18 protein-coding genes are annotated in these 16971 nt (G+C 66.1%); 13 read left to right on the forward strand and 5 right to left on the reverse strand.

Annotation, left to right across the window (positions count from 1 at the left end):
- Positions 1 to 14 precede the first annotated feature (14 nt).
- The 13 genes from leuD (at position 15) to groL (ending at position 11155) form a co-directional block, all read left to right on the forward strand.
- Complete coding sequence (gene leuD, locus U9J39_RS14050) at positions 15 to 653, forward strand: 3-isopropylmalate dehydratase small subunit (protein WP_115708469.1); 639 nt, start codon at positions 15 to 17, stop codon at positions 651 to 653.
- Positions 654 to 707: 54 nt separating this feature from the next.
- A complete protein-coding gene (locus tag U9J39_RS14055; protein WP_326347325.1) occupies positions 708 to 1700 on the forward strand; it encodes a Bug family tripartite tricarboxylate transporter substrate binding protein in 993 nt (330 codons plus the stop codon).
- A 15-nt stretch (positions 1701 to 1715) separates the two neighbouring features.
- Positions 1716 to 2639 (forward strand): NAD(P)-dependent oxidoreductase, encoded by a 924-nt coding sequence (locus U9J39_RS14060; protein ID WP_326347326.1) that lies wholly within the window; start codon positions 1716 to 1718, stop codon positions 2637 to 2639.
- 70 nt (positions 2640 to 2709) lie between these two features.
- Positions 2710 to 3870 carry an ABC transporter substrate-binding protein gene (locus tag U9J39_RS14065; protein ID WP_326347327.1) on the forward strand — a complete coding sequence of 387 codons (1161 nt, stop codon included), beginning with the start codon at positions 2710 to 2712 and terminating at the stop codon, positions 3868 to 3870.
- A 39-nt stretch (positions 3871 to 3909) separates the two neighbouring features.
- The gene (locus U9J39_RS14070; RefSeq protein WP_111518761.1) at positions 3910 to 4797 is read left to right on the forward strand and encodes a branched-chain amino acid ABC transporter permease; all 888 of its coding nucleotides are present in this window, start codon (positions 3910 to 3912) and stop codon (positions 4795 to 4797) included.
- 2 nt (positions 4798 to 4799) lie between these two features.
- Positions 4800 to 5789 carry a branched-chain amino acid ABC transporter permease gene (locus U9J39_RS14075; protein WP_326347328.1) on the forward strand — a complete coding sequence of 330 codons (990 nt, stop codon included), beginning with the start codon at positions 4800 to 4802 and terminating at the stop codon, positions 5787 to 5789.
- Positions 5786 to 6592 carry an ABC transporter ATP-binding protein gene (locus U9J39_RS14080; RefSeq protein ID WP_326347329.1) on the forward strand — a complete coding sequence of 269 codons (807 nt, stop codon included), beginning with the start codon at positions 5786 to 5788 and terminating at the stop codon, positions 6590 to 6592. Before U9J39_RS14075 ends, U9J39_RS14080 begins: the two co-directional genes overlap by 4 nt.
- Before the next feature lie 2 nt (positions 6593 to 6594).
- Complete coding sequence (locus U9J39_RS14085; protein ID WP_326347330.1) at positions 6595 to 7314, forward strand: ABC transporter ATP-binding protein; 720 nt, start codon at positions 6595 to 6597, stop codon at positions 7312 to 7314.
- Entirely contained in the window at positions 7307 to 7762 is a 456-nt protein-coding gene (locus U9J39_RS14090; protein ID WP_326347331.1) for a nuclear transport factor 2 family protein, read from the forward strand. The genes U9J39_RS14085 and U9J39_RS14090 overlap by 8 nt, the downstream gene beginning before the upstream one ends.
- Positions 7763 to 7773: 11 nt before the next feature.
- The gene (locus tag U9J39_RS14095) at positions 7774 to 8079 is read left to right on the forward strand and encodes a YciI family protein (protein WP_111518769.1); all 306 of its coding nucleotides are present in this window, start codon (positions 7774 to 7776) and stop codon (positions 8077 to 8079) included.
- 104 nt (positions 8080 to 8183) lie between these two features.
- Positions 8184 to 8810 carry an isochorismate family cysteine hydrolase YcaC gene (ycaC, locus tag U9J39_RS14100; RefSeq protein ID WP_326347332.1) on the forward strand — a complete coding sequence of 209 codons (627 nt, stop codon included), beginning with the start codon at positions 8184 to 8186 and terminating at the stop codon, positions 8808 to 8810.
- A 363-nt stretch (positions 8811 to 9173) separates the two neighbouring features.
- On the forward strand, positions 9174 to 9464 hold the full coding sequence (groES, locus tag U9J39_RS14105) for a co-chaperone GroES (protein WP_008644494.1): 291 nt from the start codon (positions 9174 to 9176) through the stop codon (positions 9462 to 9464).
- 47 nt (positions 9465 to 9511) lie between these two features.
- Positions 9512 to 11155, forward strand: a complete 1644-nt coding sequence (gene groL, locus U9J39_RS14110; protein WP_115708473.1) for a chaperonin GroEL — start codon at positions 9512 to 9514, stop codon at positions 11153 to 11155.
- A gap of 118 nt (positions 11156 to 11273) precedes the next feature.
- Here groL and U9J39_RS14115 read toward each other — a convergent pair whose 3' ends face one another.
- The 5 genes from U9J39_RS14115 to U9J39_RS14135 form a co-directional block, all read right to left on the reverse strand.
- Complete coding sequence (locus tag U9J39_RS14115; protein WP_326347333.1) at positions 11274 to 12047, reverse strand: metallophosphoesterase; 774 nt, start codon at positions 12045 to 12047, stop codon at positions 11274 to 11276.
- Between the two features lie 210 nt (positions 12048 to 12257).
- The gene (locus U9J39_RS14120) at positions 12258 to 13232 is read right to left on the reverse strand and encodes a type II secretion system F family protein (protein ID WP_115708477.1); all 975 of its coding nucleotides are present in this window, start codon (positions 13230 to 13232) and stop codon (positions 12258 to 12260) included.
- A 76-nt stretch (positions 13233 to 13308) separates the two neighbouring features.
- Positions 13309 to 14286: a type II secretion system F family protein gene (locus U9J39_RS14125; RefSeq protein ID WP_115708479.1), complete on the reverse strand. Its 978-nt coding sequence runs from the start codon at positions 14284 to 14286 to the stop codon at positions 13309 to 13311.
- A gap of 45 nt (positions 14287 to 14331) precedes the next feature.
- The gene (locus tag U9J39_RS14130; RefSeq protein ID WP_012352008.1) at positions 14332 to 15702 is read right to left on the reverse strand and encodes a CpaF family protein; all 1371 of its coding nucleotides are present in this window, start codon (positions 15700 to 15702) and stop codon (positions 14332 to 14334) included.
- A gap of 58 nt (positions 15703 to 15760) precedes the next feature.
- Positions 15761 to 16954 (reverse strand): AAA family ATPase, encoded by a 1194-nt coding sequence (locus tag U9J39_RS14135; RefSeq protein WP_115711569.1) that lies wholly within the window; start codon positions 16952 to 16954, stop codon positions 15761 to 15763.
- Between the last annotated feature and the right edge of the window lie 17 nt (positions 16955 to 16971).

A 16971-nucleotide genomic window follows, 5' to 3' on the forward strand; every position in this document is an offset into this window, starting at 1 on the left:
GAGGAAGCCGAGCAATGAAAGCCTTTACCACCCTCGATGGCCTGGTCGCGCCGCTGGACCGCGCCAATGTCGATACCGATGCCATCCTGCCCAAGCAGTTCCTGAAATCCATCCGGCGCAGCGGCTTTGGGCCCTACCTGTTCGACGAATGGCGCTACCTCGACCACGGCGAGCCCGGGCAGGACTGCAGCGCGCGGCCGCTGAACCCGGATTTCGTGCTGAACCAGCCGCGCTATCGCGGTGCGTCGATCCTGCTGGCGCGCGAGAACTTTGGGTGCGGCTCCTCGCGCGAGCATGCGCCGTGGGCGCTGGAAGACTTCGGCCTGCGCGCGCTGATCGCGCCAAGCTTTGCCGACATCTTCTACAACAACTGCCTGAAGAACGGCCTGCTGCCGATCGTGGCGGCGCCAGAGGTGGTCGACCGCCTGTTTGCCGAAGTGGCTGCCACGCCGGGCTACCGGCTGAAGGTAGACCTGGCCACGCAGCAAGTCATCACGCCGGCCGGTGACGTGATCCCTTTCATGCTCGACCCGTTCAAGCAGCATTGCCTGCTCAACGGGCTGGACGATATCGCCCTCGCGCTGCGCCATGCCGCGCAGATCGACGCGTACGAACAAGCGCGGCGGCAGCGTGAACCCTGGTTGTTCAACTGAACGGAGATCCGGCCGCACGAGCCGGAACGCCTCACAACGACAGATGGAGACATGATGGACCGGAACACCCACATCCCTCGCGCGCTGTGCGCCGCCATGCTCGGCCTGGCCTGCTGCGCCGGCGCAGGCGCCGCCCTGGCACAGGCCTATCCCGCACAGCCGATCCGCATGGTGGTGCCCTACGCGCCCGGCGGTACGACCGACATCATCGCCAGGCAACTGGCCCAGCGCATGTCCGAGAAGCTGCGCCAGCCGGTGGTGGTGGAGAACAAGAGCGGCGCCAACACCGTGATCGGCGCCGACGCGGTCGCCAAGGCGCAGCCAGACGGCTACACGCTGCTGCTGACCAACGACGCCACCTTCGTGCTCAATCCGGTGGTGCTGCCATCGGTGTCCTACAACGTCGCGCGCGATTTCGCGCCGGTGGCGGCGATCGGCTATGTGCCGCTGGTGATGGCGGTATCGGGCAGCCTGCCGGTGGACAGCGTGAAGGAGCTGGCGGCCTATGCCAAGGCCCGCCCGCAGGCGCTCAGCTACGGCTCGTTCGGTGCCGGCAGCCAGCCGCACCTGATGGGCGCGCTATTCAACAAGCTGGCCGGCACGGACCTCGTGCACGTGCCGTACAAGGGCTCGGCCCCCGCCGTGGCCGATGTCGTCGGCGGACAGATCCTGATGACGTTCCCGGCGCTGCCGACGATCCAGAGCTTCGTCGCGGCGAAGAAGCTCAAGGTGCTGGCGGTCAGCGGCGACAAGCGCACGCGCGCATTGCCGCAGGTCCCCACCTTCGAAGAGGCCGGCTACAAGGAGATGAATATCTCCGCGGTCTACGGCGTGCTGGCGCCGGCCAAGGTGCCGCGCGCGGTGGTCGACAAGCTCAATGCCACCATCCGCGAAATCCTCGACGAACAGGATTTCGTGGAGAAGCACTTTGCGGCGCAGGGGATGGTGCCGATGAAGCTGACCCCGGAACAGTTTGCCCGCTATATCGAAACGCAGACGCAGCAGACGCGCAAGGTCGTTGCCCTGTCGGGCGTCAAGGTCGAGTGACCGGAAGGCAAGGACATGAAAGACGTGAATCACGAACGCACCTCGTCCTCGCCGCGCATCGGCTGGATCGGTATCGGAGCCATGGGCAGGCCGATGTGCCTGAACCTGCTGAAGGCCGGCCACGCGCTGACGGTGTTCGACAAGGTGCCCACCCAGTGCGAGCCGGTCGTTGCAGCGGGTGCCCACGCCATGCCGTCCGCGAGGGATGTGGTAGCGCAATCCGATGTGGTGTTCTCTACCATCTTCGATGACAGCAGCTTGCGCGCGCTGTTCCTGTCCGACGGCGGCATTGCCGCTGCGGCGGCCACGGGCCAGGTCTTTGTCGACATGAGCACGGTATCGCCAGAAGCCTCGGCTGAGGTGGCCGAGGCACTGGCGCGGCGCGGCGCCAGCTGGCTGCGCGCGCCGGTGTCCGGCACGGTGTCGCTGGCCGCGAGCGCGCAGCTGAGCTGCTTTGTGTCCGGGCCACGCGAGGCGTTCGCTGCGGTGCAGCCGCTGCTGGCCTGCCTGACCGCGCGCCAGTCTTATGTCGGCGGCGGCGACGAGGCGCGCGTGATCAAGCTGATGATCAACATGATGGTGTTCATGAGCACCGCGGTGATCGGCGAAGGGCTGGCCTTCGGCGAGCGCGCCGGGCTGGACCGCGCGCTGATGGTCGATGCGATCAATGACAGCATCGTCGGCAGCGCGCACTACCGCACCAAGGCCGACAAGCTCAAGCAGCGCGAATACGGCGCGGCGGGGCCGATCTCGCTGGTGGCAAAGGACCTGGACCTGGCCCTTGCCGTGGCGCGCGACAACGCCGTGGCCCTGCCGATCTCGTCGCTGGTGCGGCAGTACCTGGCGATGATGCAGCAGCGCGACCTGGGCCATCTCGACATTGCCGCGCTGGCCGATGTGCCGGCGTGGAGCAGTGCGCCGGGCGGGGTGGCGCGCTAGCCGCCTTCAACTGAGGCGCGCCGCGAGAGCGCGCCCAAGACCCATGAATCATGACAAAAAGGATGGAGACATGAACCTCAAGCAAATCATCCGGACGCCGCAGGGCGTCCTGTGCGCCGCGGTGGCCGGAGTGATGTTCGGACTGGCGCAACAGCCGGCGCTGGCCCAGGCCAGGACCGGCGCGGAGCCGGTGCGCATCGGCGGCCTGTTTTCAACGACCGGCGGCCTCGCCGCCGTGGGGCTGGCCGAGCGCGAAGGCGCGCTGCTGGCGCAAAAAGTCATCAATGCCGGCGGCGGCATCGGCGGGCGGCCGCTGGAGCTGGTGGTCGAGGACGACGGCTCCAGCCCGGATAGCGCCGTGGCCAAGGCCAACGCGCTGCTGCACACGCACAAGGTGCGCGCCATCGTCGGCCCGTCCGGCATCGCGCAGACCGTGGCCATCGGCGGCATCACGCAGGCGCAGAAGGTGCCGCTGTTTGCGTTCTCCGGACTCGGGCCGGCGGTGGAACGCGAGCGTACCTGCGTCTTCCACCTGACGCCCTCGCAGGAACTGAATGCGCGCGCGGTGCTGTCCTATGCGCGCGACAACGGCCTCAAGCGCATCGGCGTGCTGCACGATTCGGGCTACGGCCAGGTGGTGTGGAGCAGCATGAAGACGCTGGATCGGCAATACGGCGTCGCCTTCGTGCAGGTCGAGAAATTCGAGATCGCCGCCACCGACGTCACCACGCAGGCTGCCAAGCTCAAGGCCGCCACGCCGGACGCGATCGTCGTCATCTCGACCTCGCCCGCGCCGTTCCGCAATGTGCGCCAGCTGAAGGTCGGCGCGCCGATCATCTCCGTGCACGGCACCGCTACCTACGAGACCGTCAAGGGCATGGGCGAGGCCGCCGACAACATCATCCATCCCGAGTTCATCGTTTCCGAAGATCCGCTGCCGGCGCAGAAGGAGTTTGTCGAGGCTTACCGCAAGGAGTACGGCAAGCTGCCCAAGCATTTCGCCGCGGTGGGCTGGGATGCGGTGATGGCGCTGGCCAGCGGCCTGAAGGCGGCGGGCGCCGATGTGGCCGGCGACAAGCTCTGCAGCGCGCTGCGCCGGCCTTACCAGGGCGTCACGATGGGCTATGACTTTTCTGCGCCCGATATGGGCGGCATGACGCTGGCCGGCTTTACCTACTCGAAGCTGCAGAAGGGCCAGTTCGTGCGGCTGGACTACAAGGCCCGGCCCTAGCCGGTGTAGCGGCAAAACGCATCGGCAAAAGGATCGGCAATGTCTGACACCCTAGTTATCCAGGCGGTCCTGTCCGGGATCACCAACGGTTTCGTCTACGCGCTGATCGGCGTGGGCATATCGATCATCTTCAAGGGCACGCGCATCGTCAATGCGATGCAGGGAGAGTTTGCGGTGATTGGCGCGCTGGTTGCGGTATTCGCGCTCAAGACGCTGGGCTTGCCTTATCCGGTGGCGATTGCCGGCGGCATTGCCGCCGGCGCTGCCAGCGGCCTGGCCATCGACACGTTGTTCGTGCGCCCGATGATGCGGCGCGGCGCCGGCGAGGAGAGCTTCCTGCTGCTGACCATCGGCCTGGCGTTCGCGCTGTCGGCCGCGGCGCTGTATTTCGGCGGGCGCGATTCGCACCTGCTGCCGGCCATCGGCGGCGAAGGCGTGGTGGAGCTGCTGGGAGCGACTGCGCCCATGCATGCCCTGGCGCTGGTGGGCATTGCGGTGCTGCTGGTGGCGGCGTTGCGGCTGTTCTACACCAAGACGCTGGTGGGCCTGGCCATGACGGCGGCGTCGCTGGACCCCGACGGTGCCACCACCACCGGCATCAACGTCCGCCGCATGCGCACGCTGACCTTCCTGCTCGGCGGCGGCTTCGGCGCGGTCGCAGGTGTGCTGGTGACGCCGCTGCTGTCGATGAACTACCAGATGGGTATCGGCCTGACGCTGAAGGGCTTTGCCGCGGCCATCCTCGGCGGGCTGGGCAATCCGCTGGGCGCGGTGGTGGGCGGGTTGCTGCTGGGTCTGACCGAATCGCTGGCGGTGGTGGGCTTTCCGTCGGGCTATCGCGACGTGGTCGCGCTGTCGATCCTGGTCGTCATCATGATTCTGCTCCCCAACGGCGTGCTGGGCCGCGCGGGGCGCAAGGGAGGATAAGCATGAATGCATCATCCAACGCCACGCGCTGGCTGGTGGTGGCCGCGGTGGTAGTGTGGGCGCTGGCCGGGCAACTGCTGTCGCGCCACCACATCGACCTGCTCAACTTCGCCGCCATCCTGGCCGTGGGCGGCCTGGGCGTCGGCCTGCTGCTGGGGCAGTGCGGCATCGTCAACCTCGCGCAGGCCTCGTTCTACGGCATCGGCGCCTATGCCTCGGCCTACTGCACCACGGTGCTGGGATGGCCGGCCCTGGCCGGTGCCGCGGCAGGCCTGCTGGCCAGCGCGGCGCTGGCGGCGGCGATCGGCCTGCCGGTGCTGCGCCTGGGCGGCTTCTTCCTGGCACTGGCGACGCTGGCCGTCGGCAGCATCGCCAGTGTGCTGTTCTTCGAATGGGACTGGCTGACCGGCGGCACGCTGGGCATCGGTGGCATCCCCAAGCTGTCGCTGTTCGGCTTCCTGCTGGATACGCCGGAGCGCTACCACTACTTTGCCTGGCCGCTGGTGGCGCTGCTGCTCTGGCTGGTGGACAACCTCGTCAAGGGCCGCCCCGGCCTGGCCATGCGGGCCATGCGCGACGCGGCGCCGGCCGCACAGGTGCTCGGCATCGACATGCACCGGCTGAAGACCGCGATGTTCGTGCTGTCGGCCATGCTCGGCTCGCTGGCGGGAACCCTGTTTGCGCACTACGTGTCGTTCGTCAGCGTGCAGAGCTTTACGGTGGAGCGCTCGATCGTGTTCCTGCTGGTACCGGTGGTGGCAGGGGCGCGCTCCACCTACGGCGTGGTGATTGGCGCATTGTTTGTGTCGCTGGTACCGGAGCTGCTTAGCGGACTGGGAGACTTCCACCAGGTGCTGTTTGGCGCGGCGCTGGTGCTGGTGGTCACGTTGATGCCCGGCGGGATCATGGGTGGGCTCGCGGGCGTGATTAGCCGCATGCATCGCCGCACCGTCGGCCGCACGCAGAACCCCGCATTGAAGGAGGTCCGATGAAATCCGCCATCGCTGAATTCGGCGCCAGTGCAGCGGGCGCGGCACAAGCGCAAGCCCTGCTGCGGGTCGAAGCGGTCGCGCACAGCTTTGGCGGCCTTGACGTGCTGCGCAATGTTGCGTTCGATGTGCCGGCCGGCAGCATCGTCGGCCTGATCGGCCCCAACGGCAGTGGCAAGACCACCTGCTTCAACATCATCTCCGGCTTTCTGCGCCCCAAGGGCGGCAAGGTGCTGCTGGCAGGGCGCGACATCACCGCCGACAGCGTGCAGCAGCGCAGCCGCGCCGGACTGGTGCGCACATTCCAGACGCCGCAGGTGTTCGAGCACATGACGGTGCTGGAAAACCTGATGGCCGGCTGCCACAAGGCCACGCGCTCGGGCGTGGTGCATGCGATGCTGCGCTCGCCGCTGTCGCGCCGCGAGCTGCAGTCGATGCACGAGGCCGCGCTGGCATGCGCACGGAAGTTCGGTCTGGAAGGCCTGCTGCAGCACCGCGCCGGCACGCTGCCTGCGGGCCAGCGGCGCATCGTGGAACTGGCGCGCGCCTGCATCGGCGAACCCAGCCTGCTGTTGCTGGATGAACCGTCCTCGGGGCTGAACAGCGAGGAAATCGAATTGCTGCGCGCGTGGATCCTGCGCCTGAACGGCGAAGGCATGACCATCCTGCTGGTGTCGCACGACATGGGGCTGATGACGATCTGCGGCAGCGCCCACGTGCTGTATTACGGGGAAATCATCGCCAGCGGCACGCTGCAAGCCGTGCAGGCCGACCCGCGCGTGCGCGAAGCCTATATGGGAGTCTGACCATGCTGAAAGTGAAAGGCCTGCACGCCGGCTACAGCCCGGTGCCAGCGCTGCATGACATCAACATCGAGGTCGGGCCGGGCGAGGCGGTGGCCGTGGTAGGTGCCAATGGCGCGGGCAAGACGGCGCTGGTGCGCACGCTGTCCGGGCTGGTGCGGCCGATGGCGGGCAGCATCGTCAAGGATGGGGTGGAAATCGGCCACGTGCCGGGGCATCGCCGCTTCGAGCATGGCATTGCCGTGGTGCTGGAGAACCGCAACCTGTTCGGCGAGCTGTCGGTGCGCGACAACCTGCGCCTTGCCGAGCAAGCCGGCAGGCGCGCGCGTGGCGGCGCGATGCGCTTCACGCACGACGAAGTCTGCGAACTGTTCCCGCTGCTGCGCGAGCGCGGCAGCGGCCAGGTTGGCCTGCTCTCGGGCGGGCAGCAGCAGATGGTGGCGATCGCCCGCGCGCTGCTGCTGCAGCCCGACCTGCTGATCATGGACGAGCTGACCACGGGCCTGGCGCCGCGCATTGTCAAGGAAATCCTGGCCGTGCTCAACCGGCTGCGCGAGCGCGGGCTGAGCATCGTGCTGGTGGAACAGAGCGTGGCGATTGCCGCGGAGATGACCGACCGCGCCTACGTGCTTTCGGTGGGACGGGTGATCCACGAAGTGCGGCGCGGAGAGTGGCAGGCGCTGCTGAACGACAAGACGCTGGTGAAGGCGTATCTGCATGGCTGAGGGCACCGACATGGGCAAGACGGACACGAAGACCGGAGGGTATATGGAAGATCTCGCTGCGCTCAGGCAGGCGGATGCCGCGCGATACCGCGCAATGCTCGCCGGCGATATCGCGGGGCTGGAAGACCTGCTTGCGGATGAACTCAGCTATACCCACTCCTCGGCGTTGCGCGAGGACAAGCAGGCATACCTGGCATCGCTGCGCAGCGGGCGGGTGCGCTACCTGCGGGCCTCGGTACAGGAGGTGGGGCAGGAAATCTACAACGACATCGCGGTGATGCAGGGCAAGGCCCTGCTGGTTGCCGTGGTCGACGGCGTGGAACGCACGCTGGACAACCGCTTCCTCAGCGTGTGGAAGCGGCGGGAGGGCGCGTGGCAGATGCTGGCGTGGGCCTCGACGCCGATCCCCGCGCCGGCTGCTGCGGCCCCAGGCCAGGCATTTCAATAGGTATATGGGATATGGACTTCATCATTCATTGCCTTGACCACGCCGATGCCTTGCAGCGCCGGCTCGACAGCTACGACGCACATCGCGCCTACCTGGCAACCGCAGAGGTCCGGTGCGTAATGTGCGGGCCGTTGATGTCCGACGACGGCGCGCGCATGATCGGCAGCTTGTTCCTTGTGCGTGCGCAGGACAAACAGCAGGTCATCGACTTCAACCGGGCCGATCCCTTCCAGCAGGCGGGCGTGTGGAAAGAGATCCATATCCATCCGTTCCTGCTGCGGGTGGACAACCATCCAGGCGCACAGCGCCCGCTTTAGTTCACCGGTAGTGAGCAGGCAGCCGTGCATGGATTGCAGCGCCATGCAGAAGATTTCACCACGCGTGTCCAACCGAACCGGACGCGCATTCACAGGAGCGGAAGATGAGCAAGACCTACAAGCGTTTGGACAAGAGCCAGGCTGCGGTGCTGATGGTGGATCATCAGGCCGGCCTGCTGTCGCTGGTGCGCGACATCGAGCCGGACAAGTTCAAGAACAACGTTCTCGCCATGGCGGATCTGGCCAGGTATTTCAAGCTGCCGACGATCCTGACCACCAGCTTCGAGGACGGCCCCAACGGGCCGTTGGTGCCGGAGCTCAAGGCCATGTTCCCCGATGCGCCGTTTATTCCGCGCCCCGGGCAGATCAATGCGTGGGACAACGAGGACTTCGTCAAGGCGGTCAAGGAAACCGGCAAGAAGCAACTGCTGATCGCCGGGGTGGTGACTGAAGTCTGCGTGGCGTTTCCGGCATTGTCGGCGATCGAAGAGGGCTACGATGTGTTCGTGGTGACCGATGCATCCGGTACCTTCAATGAGGTGACGCGGGAATCCGCGTGGCACCGCATGGCCGAGGCCGGCGCCCAGCTGATGACGTGGTTCGGCGTTGCCTGCGAGCTTCATCGCGACTGGCGCAACGACATCGAGGGGCTGGGGACCTTGTTCTCCAACCATATTCCCGACTACCGGAACCTGATTACGGCGTACACCACCGTGAAGGGCGGCAAATAAACATCGCGTCAGCGCGGGGCCACCTGGCACCGCGCTGGCCGTCGGCCTGGCAACCAGGAATATTCTGCAGGCGATGCGGGGCGAGTCCCGATTCGTGCCGCATCGTCGACGTTATCGCGATGATCCAAAGCATCGCTTCCGGCGCAATCCTTAGCCCCGGCTCTCCATGTGCGCTGCGCCCGTCCTCCGGGAAAACCCGCATCCAGCGCCTGTCTTGAAATGCCCCTACCCCGTCCCTATAATTAGCACTCGTCAGGGGTGAGTGCTAACAGCCCTCTGCGACACCTGAACATTTCTGACGGCCGTCGCCTCGGTAGCCGGCCGATTTGTGATCAAAAACTCACTTTGTATCTAGGAGTCCGTATGAATCTGCGTCCTCTGCACGACCGCGTGATCGTGAAGCGTCTGGACAACGAAACCAAGACCGCGTCCGGTATCGTGATTCCCGACAACGCTGCCGAGAAGCCCGATCAAGGCGAAGTGCTGGCAATCGGTCCCGGCAAGAAGGATGACAAGGGCAACAACATCGCCCTGGACGTCAAGGTCGGCGATCGCGTGCTGTTCGGCAAGTATGCCGGCCAGGGCGTGAAGGTGGATGGCCAGGAACTGCTGGTCATGCGCGAAGAAGACATCATGGCCGTGGTCAACAAGTAATCCGTTACTTGTAGCCCCACCCGTACAGATTTCAGGAGATTCAGAACATGGCAGCAAAAGACGTAGTGTTTGGCGACGCCGCCCGTGCCAAGATGGTCGAAGGCGTGAACATCCTCGCCAACGCAGTCAAGGTGACCCTGGGCCCGAAGGGCCGCAACGTGGTGCTGGAGCGCAGCTTCGGCGGCCCGACCGTGACCAAGGACGGCGTGTCCGTGGCCAAGGAAATCGAGCTGAAGGACAAGCTGCAGAACATGGGCGCCCAGATGGTCAAGGAAGTGGCTTCCAAGACCAGCGACAACGCCGGTGACGGTACCACCACCGCTACCGTGCTGGCCCAGTCGATCGTGCGCGAAGGCATGAAGTTCGTTGCCGCCGGCATGAACCCGATGGACCTGAAGCGCGGCATCGACAAGGCTGTCGCCGCCGCCGTGGAAGAGCTGAAGAAGGTCAGCAAGCCCACCACCACCAGCAAGGAAATCGCCCAGGTTGGCGCGATCTCGGCCAACAGCGACACCTCCATCGGTGAGCGCATCGCCGAAGCCATGGACAAGGTCGGCAAGGAAGGCGTGATCACCGTCGAAGACGGCAAGTCGCTGGCCGACGAGCTGGAAGTCGTGGAAGGCATGCAGTTCGACCGCGGCTACCTGTCGCCGTACTTCATCAACAACCCGGAAAAGCAGGTTGTCCAGCTGGACAGCCCGTTCGTGCTGCTGTTCGACAAGAAGGTTTCGAACATCCGCGACCTGCTGCCGGTGCTGGAGCAAGTGGCCAAGGCCGGCCGCCCGCTGCTGATCATCGCTGAAGACGTCGAGGGCGAAGCCCTGGCGACCCTGGTGGTCAACAACATCCGTGGCATCCTGAAGACCGCTGCCGTCAAGGCTCCGGGCTTCGGCGACCGCCGCAAGGCCATGCTGGAAGACATCGCCATCCTGACCGGCGGCACCGTGATCGCTGAAGAGATCGGCCTGACGCTGGAAAAGGCGACCCTGAACGACCTGGGCCAGGCCAAGCGCATCGAGATCGGCAAGGAAAACACCATCATCATCGATGGCGCCGGCGACGCCGCTGCGATCGAAGGCCGCGTGAAGCAGATCCGCGCCCAGATCGAAGAAGCGACCTCGGACTACGACCGTGAAAAGCTGCAAGAGCGCGTGGCCAAGCTGGCCGGCGGTGTTGCCGTGATCAAGGTTGGCGCTGCCACCGAAGTCGAAATGAAGGAAAAGAAGGCCCGCGTGGAAGACGCCCTGCACGCCACCCGCGCTGCGGTGGAAGAAGGCATCGTCCCCGGCGGTGGTGTGGCCCTGCTGCGCGCCCGCGCTGCGATCTCGGCACTGACCGGCGAAAACGCCGACCAGAACGCCGGTATCAAGATCGTGCTGCGCGCGATGGAAGAGCCGCTGCGCCAGATCGTGCTGAACGCCGGTGAAGAAGCTTCGGTGGTCGTTGCCAAGGTGATCGAAGGCAAGGGCAACTACGGCTACAACGCCGCCTCGGGCGAGTACGGCGACCTGGTCGAAATGGGCGTGCTGGACCCGACCAAGGTCACCCGCACCGCACTGCAGAACGCCGCTTCGGTGGCTTCGCTGATGCTGACCACCGACTGCGCCGTGGCCGAAACGCCGAAGGAAGAGTCGGCTCCGGCAATGCCGGGCGGCATGGGCGGCATGGGCGGCATGGAAGGCATGATGTAATCCATCCCCGGCCAACTGCCCGTGAGGGCAGGCTGCGATGAAAAACCCCCCGCGGACGCGAGTCCGCGGGGGGTTTTTGTTTGGATGGCCGGCGCGGGAGTGCGCGGGCCGGCTTGCGTCAGACTTCGACCACGCAGCACCAGTCGAAGGACTTGTTCTCCAGCTCGCCGGTACGACGGCTGACATAGCCGCGCGGGTTGCACACCACGCGCGAGTTGTCGACGCAGTAGTCGAAGCTGGTGTGGGTATGGCCGTGGATCCACAGGTCTGCCTGCGCCACCAGGTCAGGCCGGCGTGACAGGAAGCCGCCGGAGACCAGGTCGTGCGAGAAGCGCGGATCCAGGCTGCCGAGGTCCGGGCCGTGGTGCGTGACCACCACCGTCTTGCCGGCGTAGGGCAGCGCCAGCTGCGCCGACAGCCAGTCGGACGCGGCCAGGTGGCGTGCCAGTGCGTCCTGCGGCGTGAACTGGCGCATGTGGCCATCGGCGCCGCGGATCTCGATCAGCCGGTGGTCGTACATCGCTTTCGCGCACGCCTGCATCGCCTCGTCGCGCCGGTCGGTGCCGAACAGCGTGTAGTCCGTCCACCACGTCGTGCCGATGACGCGCACGCCGTCGAATTCCGCGACGTCGCCATTGAGCAGGCGCACCTGCGGATGCGCGGCCGCGGCCTCGGCCATCTGCTGGTCGACGGTGTCGAAATTGCTCTCGTAGTACTCGTGGTTGCCCGGCACATAGACCACCGGCTGGCTGAACGTGCCGATGGCCCAGTCGATGCCGTCGCGGCCGTTGGCGATGTCGCCGGCCAGTATCACGAGGTCGGCGTCGCATGCCGGTACGGACTGCGGCAGGTTGTGTTCGATGTGGAGGTCGCTCAGGATGCGTAGCTTCATCGGGACTCCAGGCGGGTAGGGCGCGCGCTGCGTGGCCTCGGCGCCGCAGGGGATTGCCTGCATTCTTCAGAAGCCAGACCGTCCGGTCAAGCCCCGGGACTCGCCCGGCAAAGCAAAAAAGCCCGGAACCTGGGTTCCGGGCAAGTGACTGTCTTGCCGGCATTGCACCGGGAGACAGCCGGGGGAAACTGTCGCGGTTTCCCGGAGGGCTTAACCTCCTTGTCCCGCCATGGTTGGCAGCAGCACGCGATAGATCTGGATGAAGGCCGGCCCCAGCAACACCAGCAGCAAGGACGGGAAGATGGTGAAGATCAGCGGGAACAGCAGCTTCAGCGCAATCTTGGCGGCCTGCTCCTCGGCGCGCATGCGGCGCTTGGTGCGCAGCATGTCGGACAGCACGCGCAGCGACTCGCCCAGGCTGGTGCCGAAGCGGTCGGCCTGGACCAGCATCGAGGCGAACTTGTCGACGTCTTCGACGCCGGTGCGCAGCGCCAGGTTGGTCAAGGCCTTTTCCTTGGAGAAGCCCGAGCGCAGTTCCAGCAGCATCAGCTGCAGCTCATCGGCCAGCACCGGGCAGCGCAGCGCCAGTTCGTCGGCCACGCGCATCAGCGCCGCGTCCAGGCCGAGGCCGGCTTCGACGCAGACGGTCAGCAGGTCGATCACGTCGGGGAATTCTTCGAAGACGGTGCGCTGGCGCTGGGAGACTTTGCGGGCGAGGACTATGTTGGGGAGGTAGTAGCCGGTGGCGGCAAGCAAAGCCAGCAGTGCGAACATCAGCTGCTGGCTTTGCTGTCCGGGCTGGCTGCTGACCGCCAGCAGGCCAAGCATGGGCAGGCCGACGGCCAGTACTGTCTTGGCGCCGAAGTACAGCGGCGCGGCGCTGGCACTGCGCCAGCCGGCATTCATGAAACGCACGCGCAGCTGCGAGTTCTCCCAGCCCTCCTTGGGCAGCGACAGCCGCGATATCGGCTGCGCCCACTTCACCAGTTTTTCGATCAGCGCCTGCTGCCGGCCCTGGTCGGCCTCGAACGGGCCGGCCTGGCCGGCGATCTGCTCGGCCCGCCCGCGCAGCCGATGGGGCGCGAGTGCATAAAGCACGCCGAACACCGTGCCGAACGCCGCCACGAAGATCAGTGCGAGCACGATCATCTGGTCGCCCTGGAACCCCTGGAAAATCTCTTGCATGATGGACTCCCCGTCAGTATGGCTGTCCAAGCCCTGCTTCTTCTGGTGTTGCGCCGAGATAATCGCAGCCGGTGTCTCAGACCCGGATCCGGATGATCTTGCGCATCCACAGCACGCCAAAGGTCATCGACACCAGCGCCCCGCCGATCATGCGCAGCCCCAGCGGGTCTTCCCACAGCACGTTCATGAAACCGGGATTGATCACCAGGATCATGCCGGCGGTGCCGAAGGGCAGCAGCCCCAGCACCCATGCCGACAGCTTGCCTTCGGCCGACAGCACGCGGATCTTGTCGAACAGCTTCAGGCGCTCGCGCACCATGGTGCCGATCGTGTCGAGGATCTCGGCAAGGTTGCCGCCGCTTTCGCGCTGGATCAGTACCGCGATGACAAAGTAGCGCAGGTCGGCCACCGGCACGCGCATGGCCAGGTTGGTCATGGCTTCGTCCAGCGCCACGCCGTAGTTGATTTCTTCGAAGGTGGTGCGGAACTCCGGCCCGATCGGCGCCTTCATTTCCTGCCCGACCATGCTGAGCGCGCCGCTGAACGAGTGCCCGGCGCGCAGGGCGCGGCTGATCATGTCGACCGCATCGGGCAGTTGCGCTTCGAGCTGCTTGAGCCGCTTGGCGCGCAGGTGCACCACGTGCAGCACCGGCAGCATGGCGGCCAGCACCGCGCCGAGCATCACCAGTGAAGCCGGTACCGGCAACAGCGGAATCAGTGCGACCGTGCACAGAACCACCATGGCGCAGTACCCGAACAACTGTGCCACCGACCAGGTGCTGCCGGACTGCTCGAGCCAGCGGTCCAGCGCGCCGATGCGCGGCACCCGCATCAGCCACTGCTGCAGGCGCGGCGAGTCGGCCAGCAGGCGCTTCTTCAGGATCGAGAGCTGCTCGGCACCGATGTGTCCGCCGGCCGACAGCGCCCGAAGCCGCGCTTCGATACGCTTGGCCGCGGGTCCGTGGGCATTGTTCCACCACAGGTAGATGCCCTCGACGCAGAGCACCACGGCGACGAACAGCAGGATGCCGAAGGCGTAGAAGATCGTACTCATGTGTGGCTCCCCCGGATGGATCGTATTGGTATTGGCCCTGACTGGTCAGACTTCGTAGCGCTTGGCGGGATCGTAGGTATCGTCAGGCAGTCCCACGCCGAACACGCGCAGCCGTTCGGCAAACTTGGGATAGACCCCGGTGGCGCGGAAGTTGCCGCGCACGGTCCCGTCCTTGTCCACCCCGGTGCGCTGGAACGTGAAGATCTCCTGCATGTTGATGATGTCGCCCTCCATGCCGGTGATTTCCTGGATGCTGATGATCTTGCGGCGGCCATCGGTCATGCGCGCGGCCTGCACGATCACCGTGATGGCCGAGGCGATCTGCTGCCGCATGGCCTTGGCCGGCATGGTCAGGCCGGCCATGCTGACCATGTTTTCCAGCCGTGTCAGCGCATCGCGCGGGGTGTTGGCGTGGATGGTGGTCAGCGAGCCCTCATGGCCGGTGTTCATCGCGTTGAGCATGTCCAGCGCCTCGCCGCCGCGCACTTCGCCCAGGATGATGCGGTCCGGGCGCATGCGCAGCGCGTTGCGCACCAGCGCGCGCTGCGTGATCTCGCCCTTGCCTTCGATATTGGGCGGGCGCGTTTCCAGCCGCAGCACGTGGGGCTGGCGCAGCTGCAGTTCCGCGGCGTCTTCGATCGTGACCACGCGCTCGTCCTCCGGGATAAAGCCGGACAGGATGTTCAGCAGCGTGGTCTTGCCGCTGCCGGTGCCGCCCGACACCAGCACGTTGACCTTGGCCTGCGACAGCGCCTGCAACAGCTGCGCCATCGGCGGCGTCAGGCTGCGCAGGTTGACCAGGTCGGCCACCTGCAGCGGATTCACGGCAAAGCGGCGGATCGACAGCAGCGGCCCGTCGATGGCCGAGGGCGGAATGATGGCGTTGACGCGCGAGCCGTCCGGCAGGCGCGCGTCGACCATCGGGCTGGTTTCGTCGATGCGGCGCCCGACGCGCGACACGATCTTCTCGATCACCTTCATCAGATGCGCGTCGTCGTAGAACACGACGTCGGTCAGCTCCAGCTTGCCGCGCCGTTCGACATAGGTCTGGCGCGCGGTGTTGACCAGGATGTCCGACACGGTCGGGTCTTTCAGCAGCGGCTCGAGCGGGCCGAAGCCGAACATCTCGTCGTAGATCTCGACGGTCAGCTGGCGGCGCTCGGTGTCGTTGAGCAGCACCTTCTGTTCGTCGACGATCAGGTTGACCAGCGCGGTGATCTCCTGGCGCACCTGTTCCTGCGGATAGCGTGCCAGCCGCTCCAGCTCGACGCGGTCTAGCACGGTCTCGTGCACGTCGCGCTTGAGCTGATGGTAGCCGCCCGATACGGACGCGGCCGAGGTCGCAAACTGGATCGCGGCGTGGCCGTTGGCAGCGAAGGCAGGCCCGGCATTGGCCAGTTGTTCTCGGATCGACATGATGGACTCCTCGTTGACAGGTGCGGCTGACCGTGGCCGGTCGGGGCAATCGGTGGAATCAGGTACTCTTCGCGCGCAGCATCAGCCGGCGCAGCGGCGACGCGGTTTCGGTCCGGGTGCGCCGCTCGGCCTCGGCCGGGCCGCACAACTGCGTGGCCATGGCCTGGAGCGCGCGCGTCATGGCGCTGCGCCGGCTCAGCTTGGCCACCGGCTCGCCGTGGCTGATGGCCTCATCCACGGCCGCCGGGTCGTCGGGCAGGGTGAAGGCGGCCTTCACGCCGAAGATCTCTTCCATGGTGGCGCGCGGCATCTCGTGCTTGCGGCCAGTGCGGTTGAGCACCAGGCGGACCTTGTCGGCGGAGTAGTGCAGGGCGCTCAGGATGTCGAGCAGCCTGCGTCCCGGACGACCGAAAGAGATCGCGGGTTCGGCCACCACGCAGATGCGGTCGCTGTGGTCCAGCACGCCGATCGACAGCGGATCGATGCTCTGCCCCAGGTCGAAGATCACGAAGTCGTAGGCCGGCTGTACCACCGAAAGGATCCACTCGAGCTTGTCCTTCTGGATCTGGCTGGCCTTGACCGGGTCGGAGGCGCCGGCCAGCATGTCGAAGCCGTTGTCGACGTGCACCAGGCAGGCCTCGAGGAAGGCGCTGTCCATGCGGTCGATCTGGCTGCAGATCTCGGGCAGCGTCGACGGCGGGATCTTGTCGCTGACGATATAGGTCAAGTCGCCGAAATGCCGGTTCAGGTCGACCACCAGCGCGCGCTTGCCCAGATGCCGCGCCAGCGCGTCGCCCAGGTTGGCCGCGATGAAGCTGGTGCCGGCACCGCCCTTGCAGGAGATCATGGAGATTACCTGCGCGGTGTCCTGCGCGCGCGGCACGTGGGTGGCTTCCACGCGCCTGAGCGCCTCGGACAGTTGCGCCTTGTCCAGAGGCCATGGCAGGACGTCGCGGATACCGGCGCGCATCGCCCTGATCAGCACCTCCGAGCCGGGCGCCGGCGTGACCAGGATGCACGGCAGCTCGGGATGCTGCTGGCGCAGCAGTTCGACCGCCTGCATCTGCTGCGCGCTGATGGCGGGCAACTCCAGAATCAACAGGTCGGCCAGGCGCAACCGGCTGGCATGCAAGGGGAAGCGGCCCACGCCCTCCTGCAGCGTCATGGCCTGGAAGTTGCCCACCGTGGCGCTGATCCGGTGGATCTCGGCCAGCCGGTCGGCGTCTTCGGAAACGATCAGAATTCTGAGCATGGTGTGCTCCTGGTTCA

Origin of the sequence: Cupriavidus sp. SS-3 (assembly GCF_035818815.1) — a bacterium.
Classification (GTDB): domain Bacteria; phylum Pseudomonadota; class Gammaproteobacteria; order Burkholderiales; family Burkholderiaceae; genus Cupriavidus; species Cupriavidus taiwanensis_C.

Bases quoted from the DNA above. Each gene is read 5' to 3' on its own strand.
- U9J39_RS14115 (WP_326347333.1), bottom strand. From the start codon at position 12,047: ATGAAGCTACGCATCCTGAGCGACCTCCACATCGAACACAACCTGCCG.
- U9J39_RS14120 (WP_115708477.1), bottom strand. From the start codon at position 13,232: ATGCAAGAGATTTTCCAGGGGTTCCAGGGCGACCAGATGATCGTGCTC.
- U9J39_RS14135 (WP_115711569.1), bottom strand. From the start codon at position 16,954: ATGCTCAGAATTCTGATCGTTTCCGAAGACGCCGACCGGCTGGCCGAG.
- U9J39_RS14125 (WP_115708479.1), bottom strand. From the start codon at position 14,286: ATGAGTACGATCTTCTACGCCTTCGGCATCCTGCTGTTCGTCGCCGTG.
- U9J39_RS14130 (WP_012352008.1), bottom strand. From the start codon at position 15,702: ATGTCGATCCGAGAACAACTGGCCAATGCCGGGCCTGCCTTCGCTGCC.
- U9J39_RS14055 (WP_326347325.1), top strand. From the start codon at position 708: ATGGACCGGAACACCCACATCCCTCGCGCGCTGTGCGCCGCCATGCTC.
- U9J39_RS14070 (WP_111518761.1), top strand. From the start codon at position 3,910: ATGTCTGACACCCTAGTTATCCAGGCGGTCCTGTCCGGGATCACCAAC.
- U9J39_RS14080 (WP_326347329.1), top strand. From the start codon at position 5,786: ATGAAATCCGCCATCGCTGAATTCGGCGCCAGTGCAGCGGGCGCGGCA.
- U9J39_RS14090 (WP_326347331.1), top strand. From the start codon at position 7,307: ATGGCTGAGGGCACCGACATGGGCAAGACGGACACGAAGACCGGAGGG.
- leuD (WP_115708469.1), top strand. From the start codon at position 15: ATGAAAGCCTTTACCACCCTCGATGGCCTGGTCGCGCCGCTGGACCGC.
- U9J39_RS14085 (WP_326347330.1), top strand. From the start codon at position 6,595: ATGCTGAAAGTGAAAGGCCTGCACGCCGGCTACAGCCCGGTGCCAGCG.
- U9J39_RS14095 (WP_111518769.1), top strand. From the start codon at position 7,774: ATGGACTTCATCATTCATTGCCTTGACCACGCCGATGCCTTGCAGCGC.
- ycaC (WP_326347332.1), top strand. From the start codon at position 8,184: ATGAGCAAGACCTACAAGCGTTTGGACAAGAGCCAGGCTGCGGTGCTG.
- groL (WP_115708473.1), top strand. From the start codon at position 9,512: ATGGCAGCAAAAGACGTAGTGTTTGGCGACGCCGCCCGTGCCAAGATG.
- groES (WP_008644494.1), top strand. From the start codon at position 9,174: ATGAATCTGCGTCCTCTGCACGACCGCGTGATCGTGAAGCGTCTGGAC.
- U9J39_RS14065 (WP_326347327.1), top strand. From the start codon at position 2,710: ATGAACCTCAAGCAAATCATCCGGACGCCGCAGGGCGTCCTGTGCGCC.
- U9J39_RS14075 (WP_326347328.1), top strand. From the start codon at position 4,800: ATGAATGCATCATCCAACGCCACGCGCTGGCTGGTGGTGGCCGCGGTG.
- U9J39_RS14060 (WP_326347326.1), top strand. From the start codon at position 1,716: ATGAAAGACGTGAATCACGAACGCACCTCGTCCTCGCCGCGCATCGGC.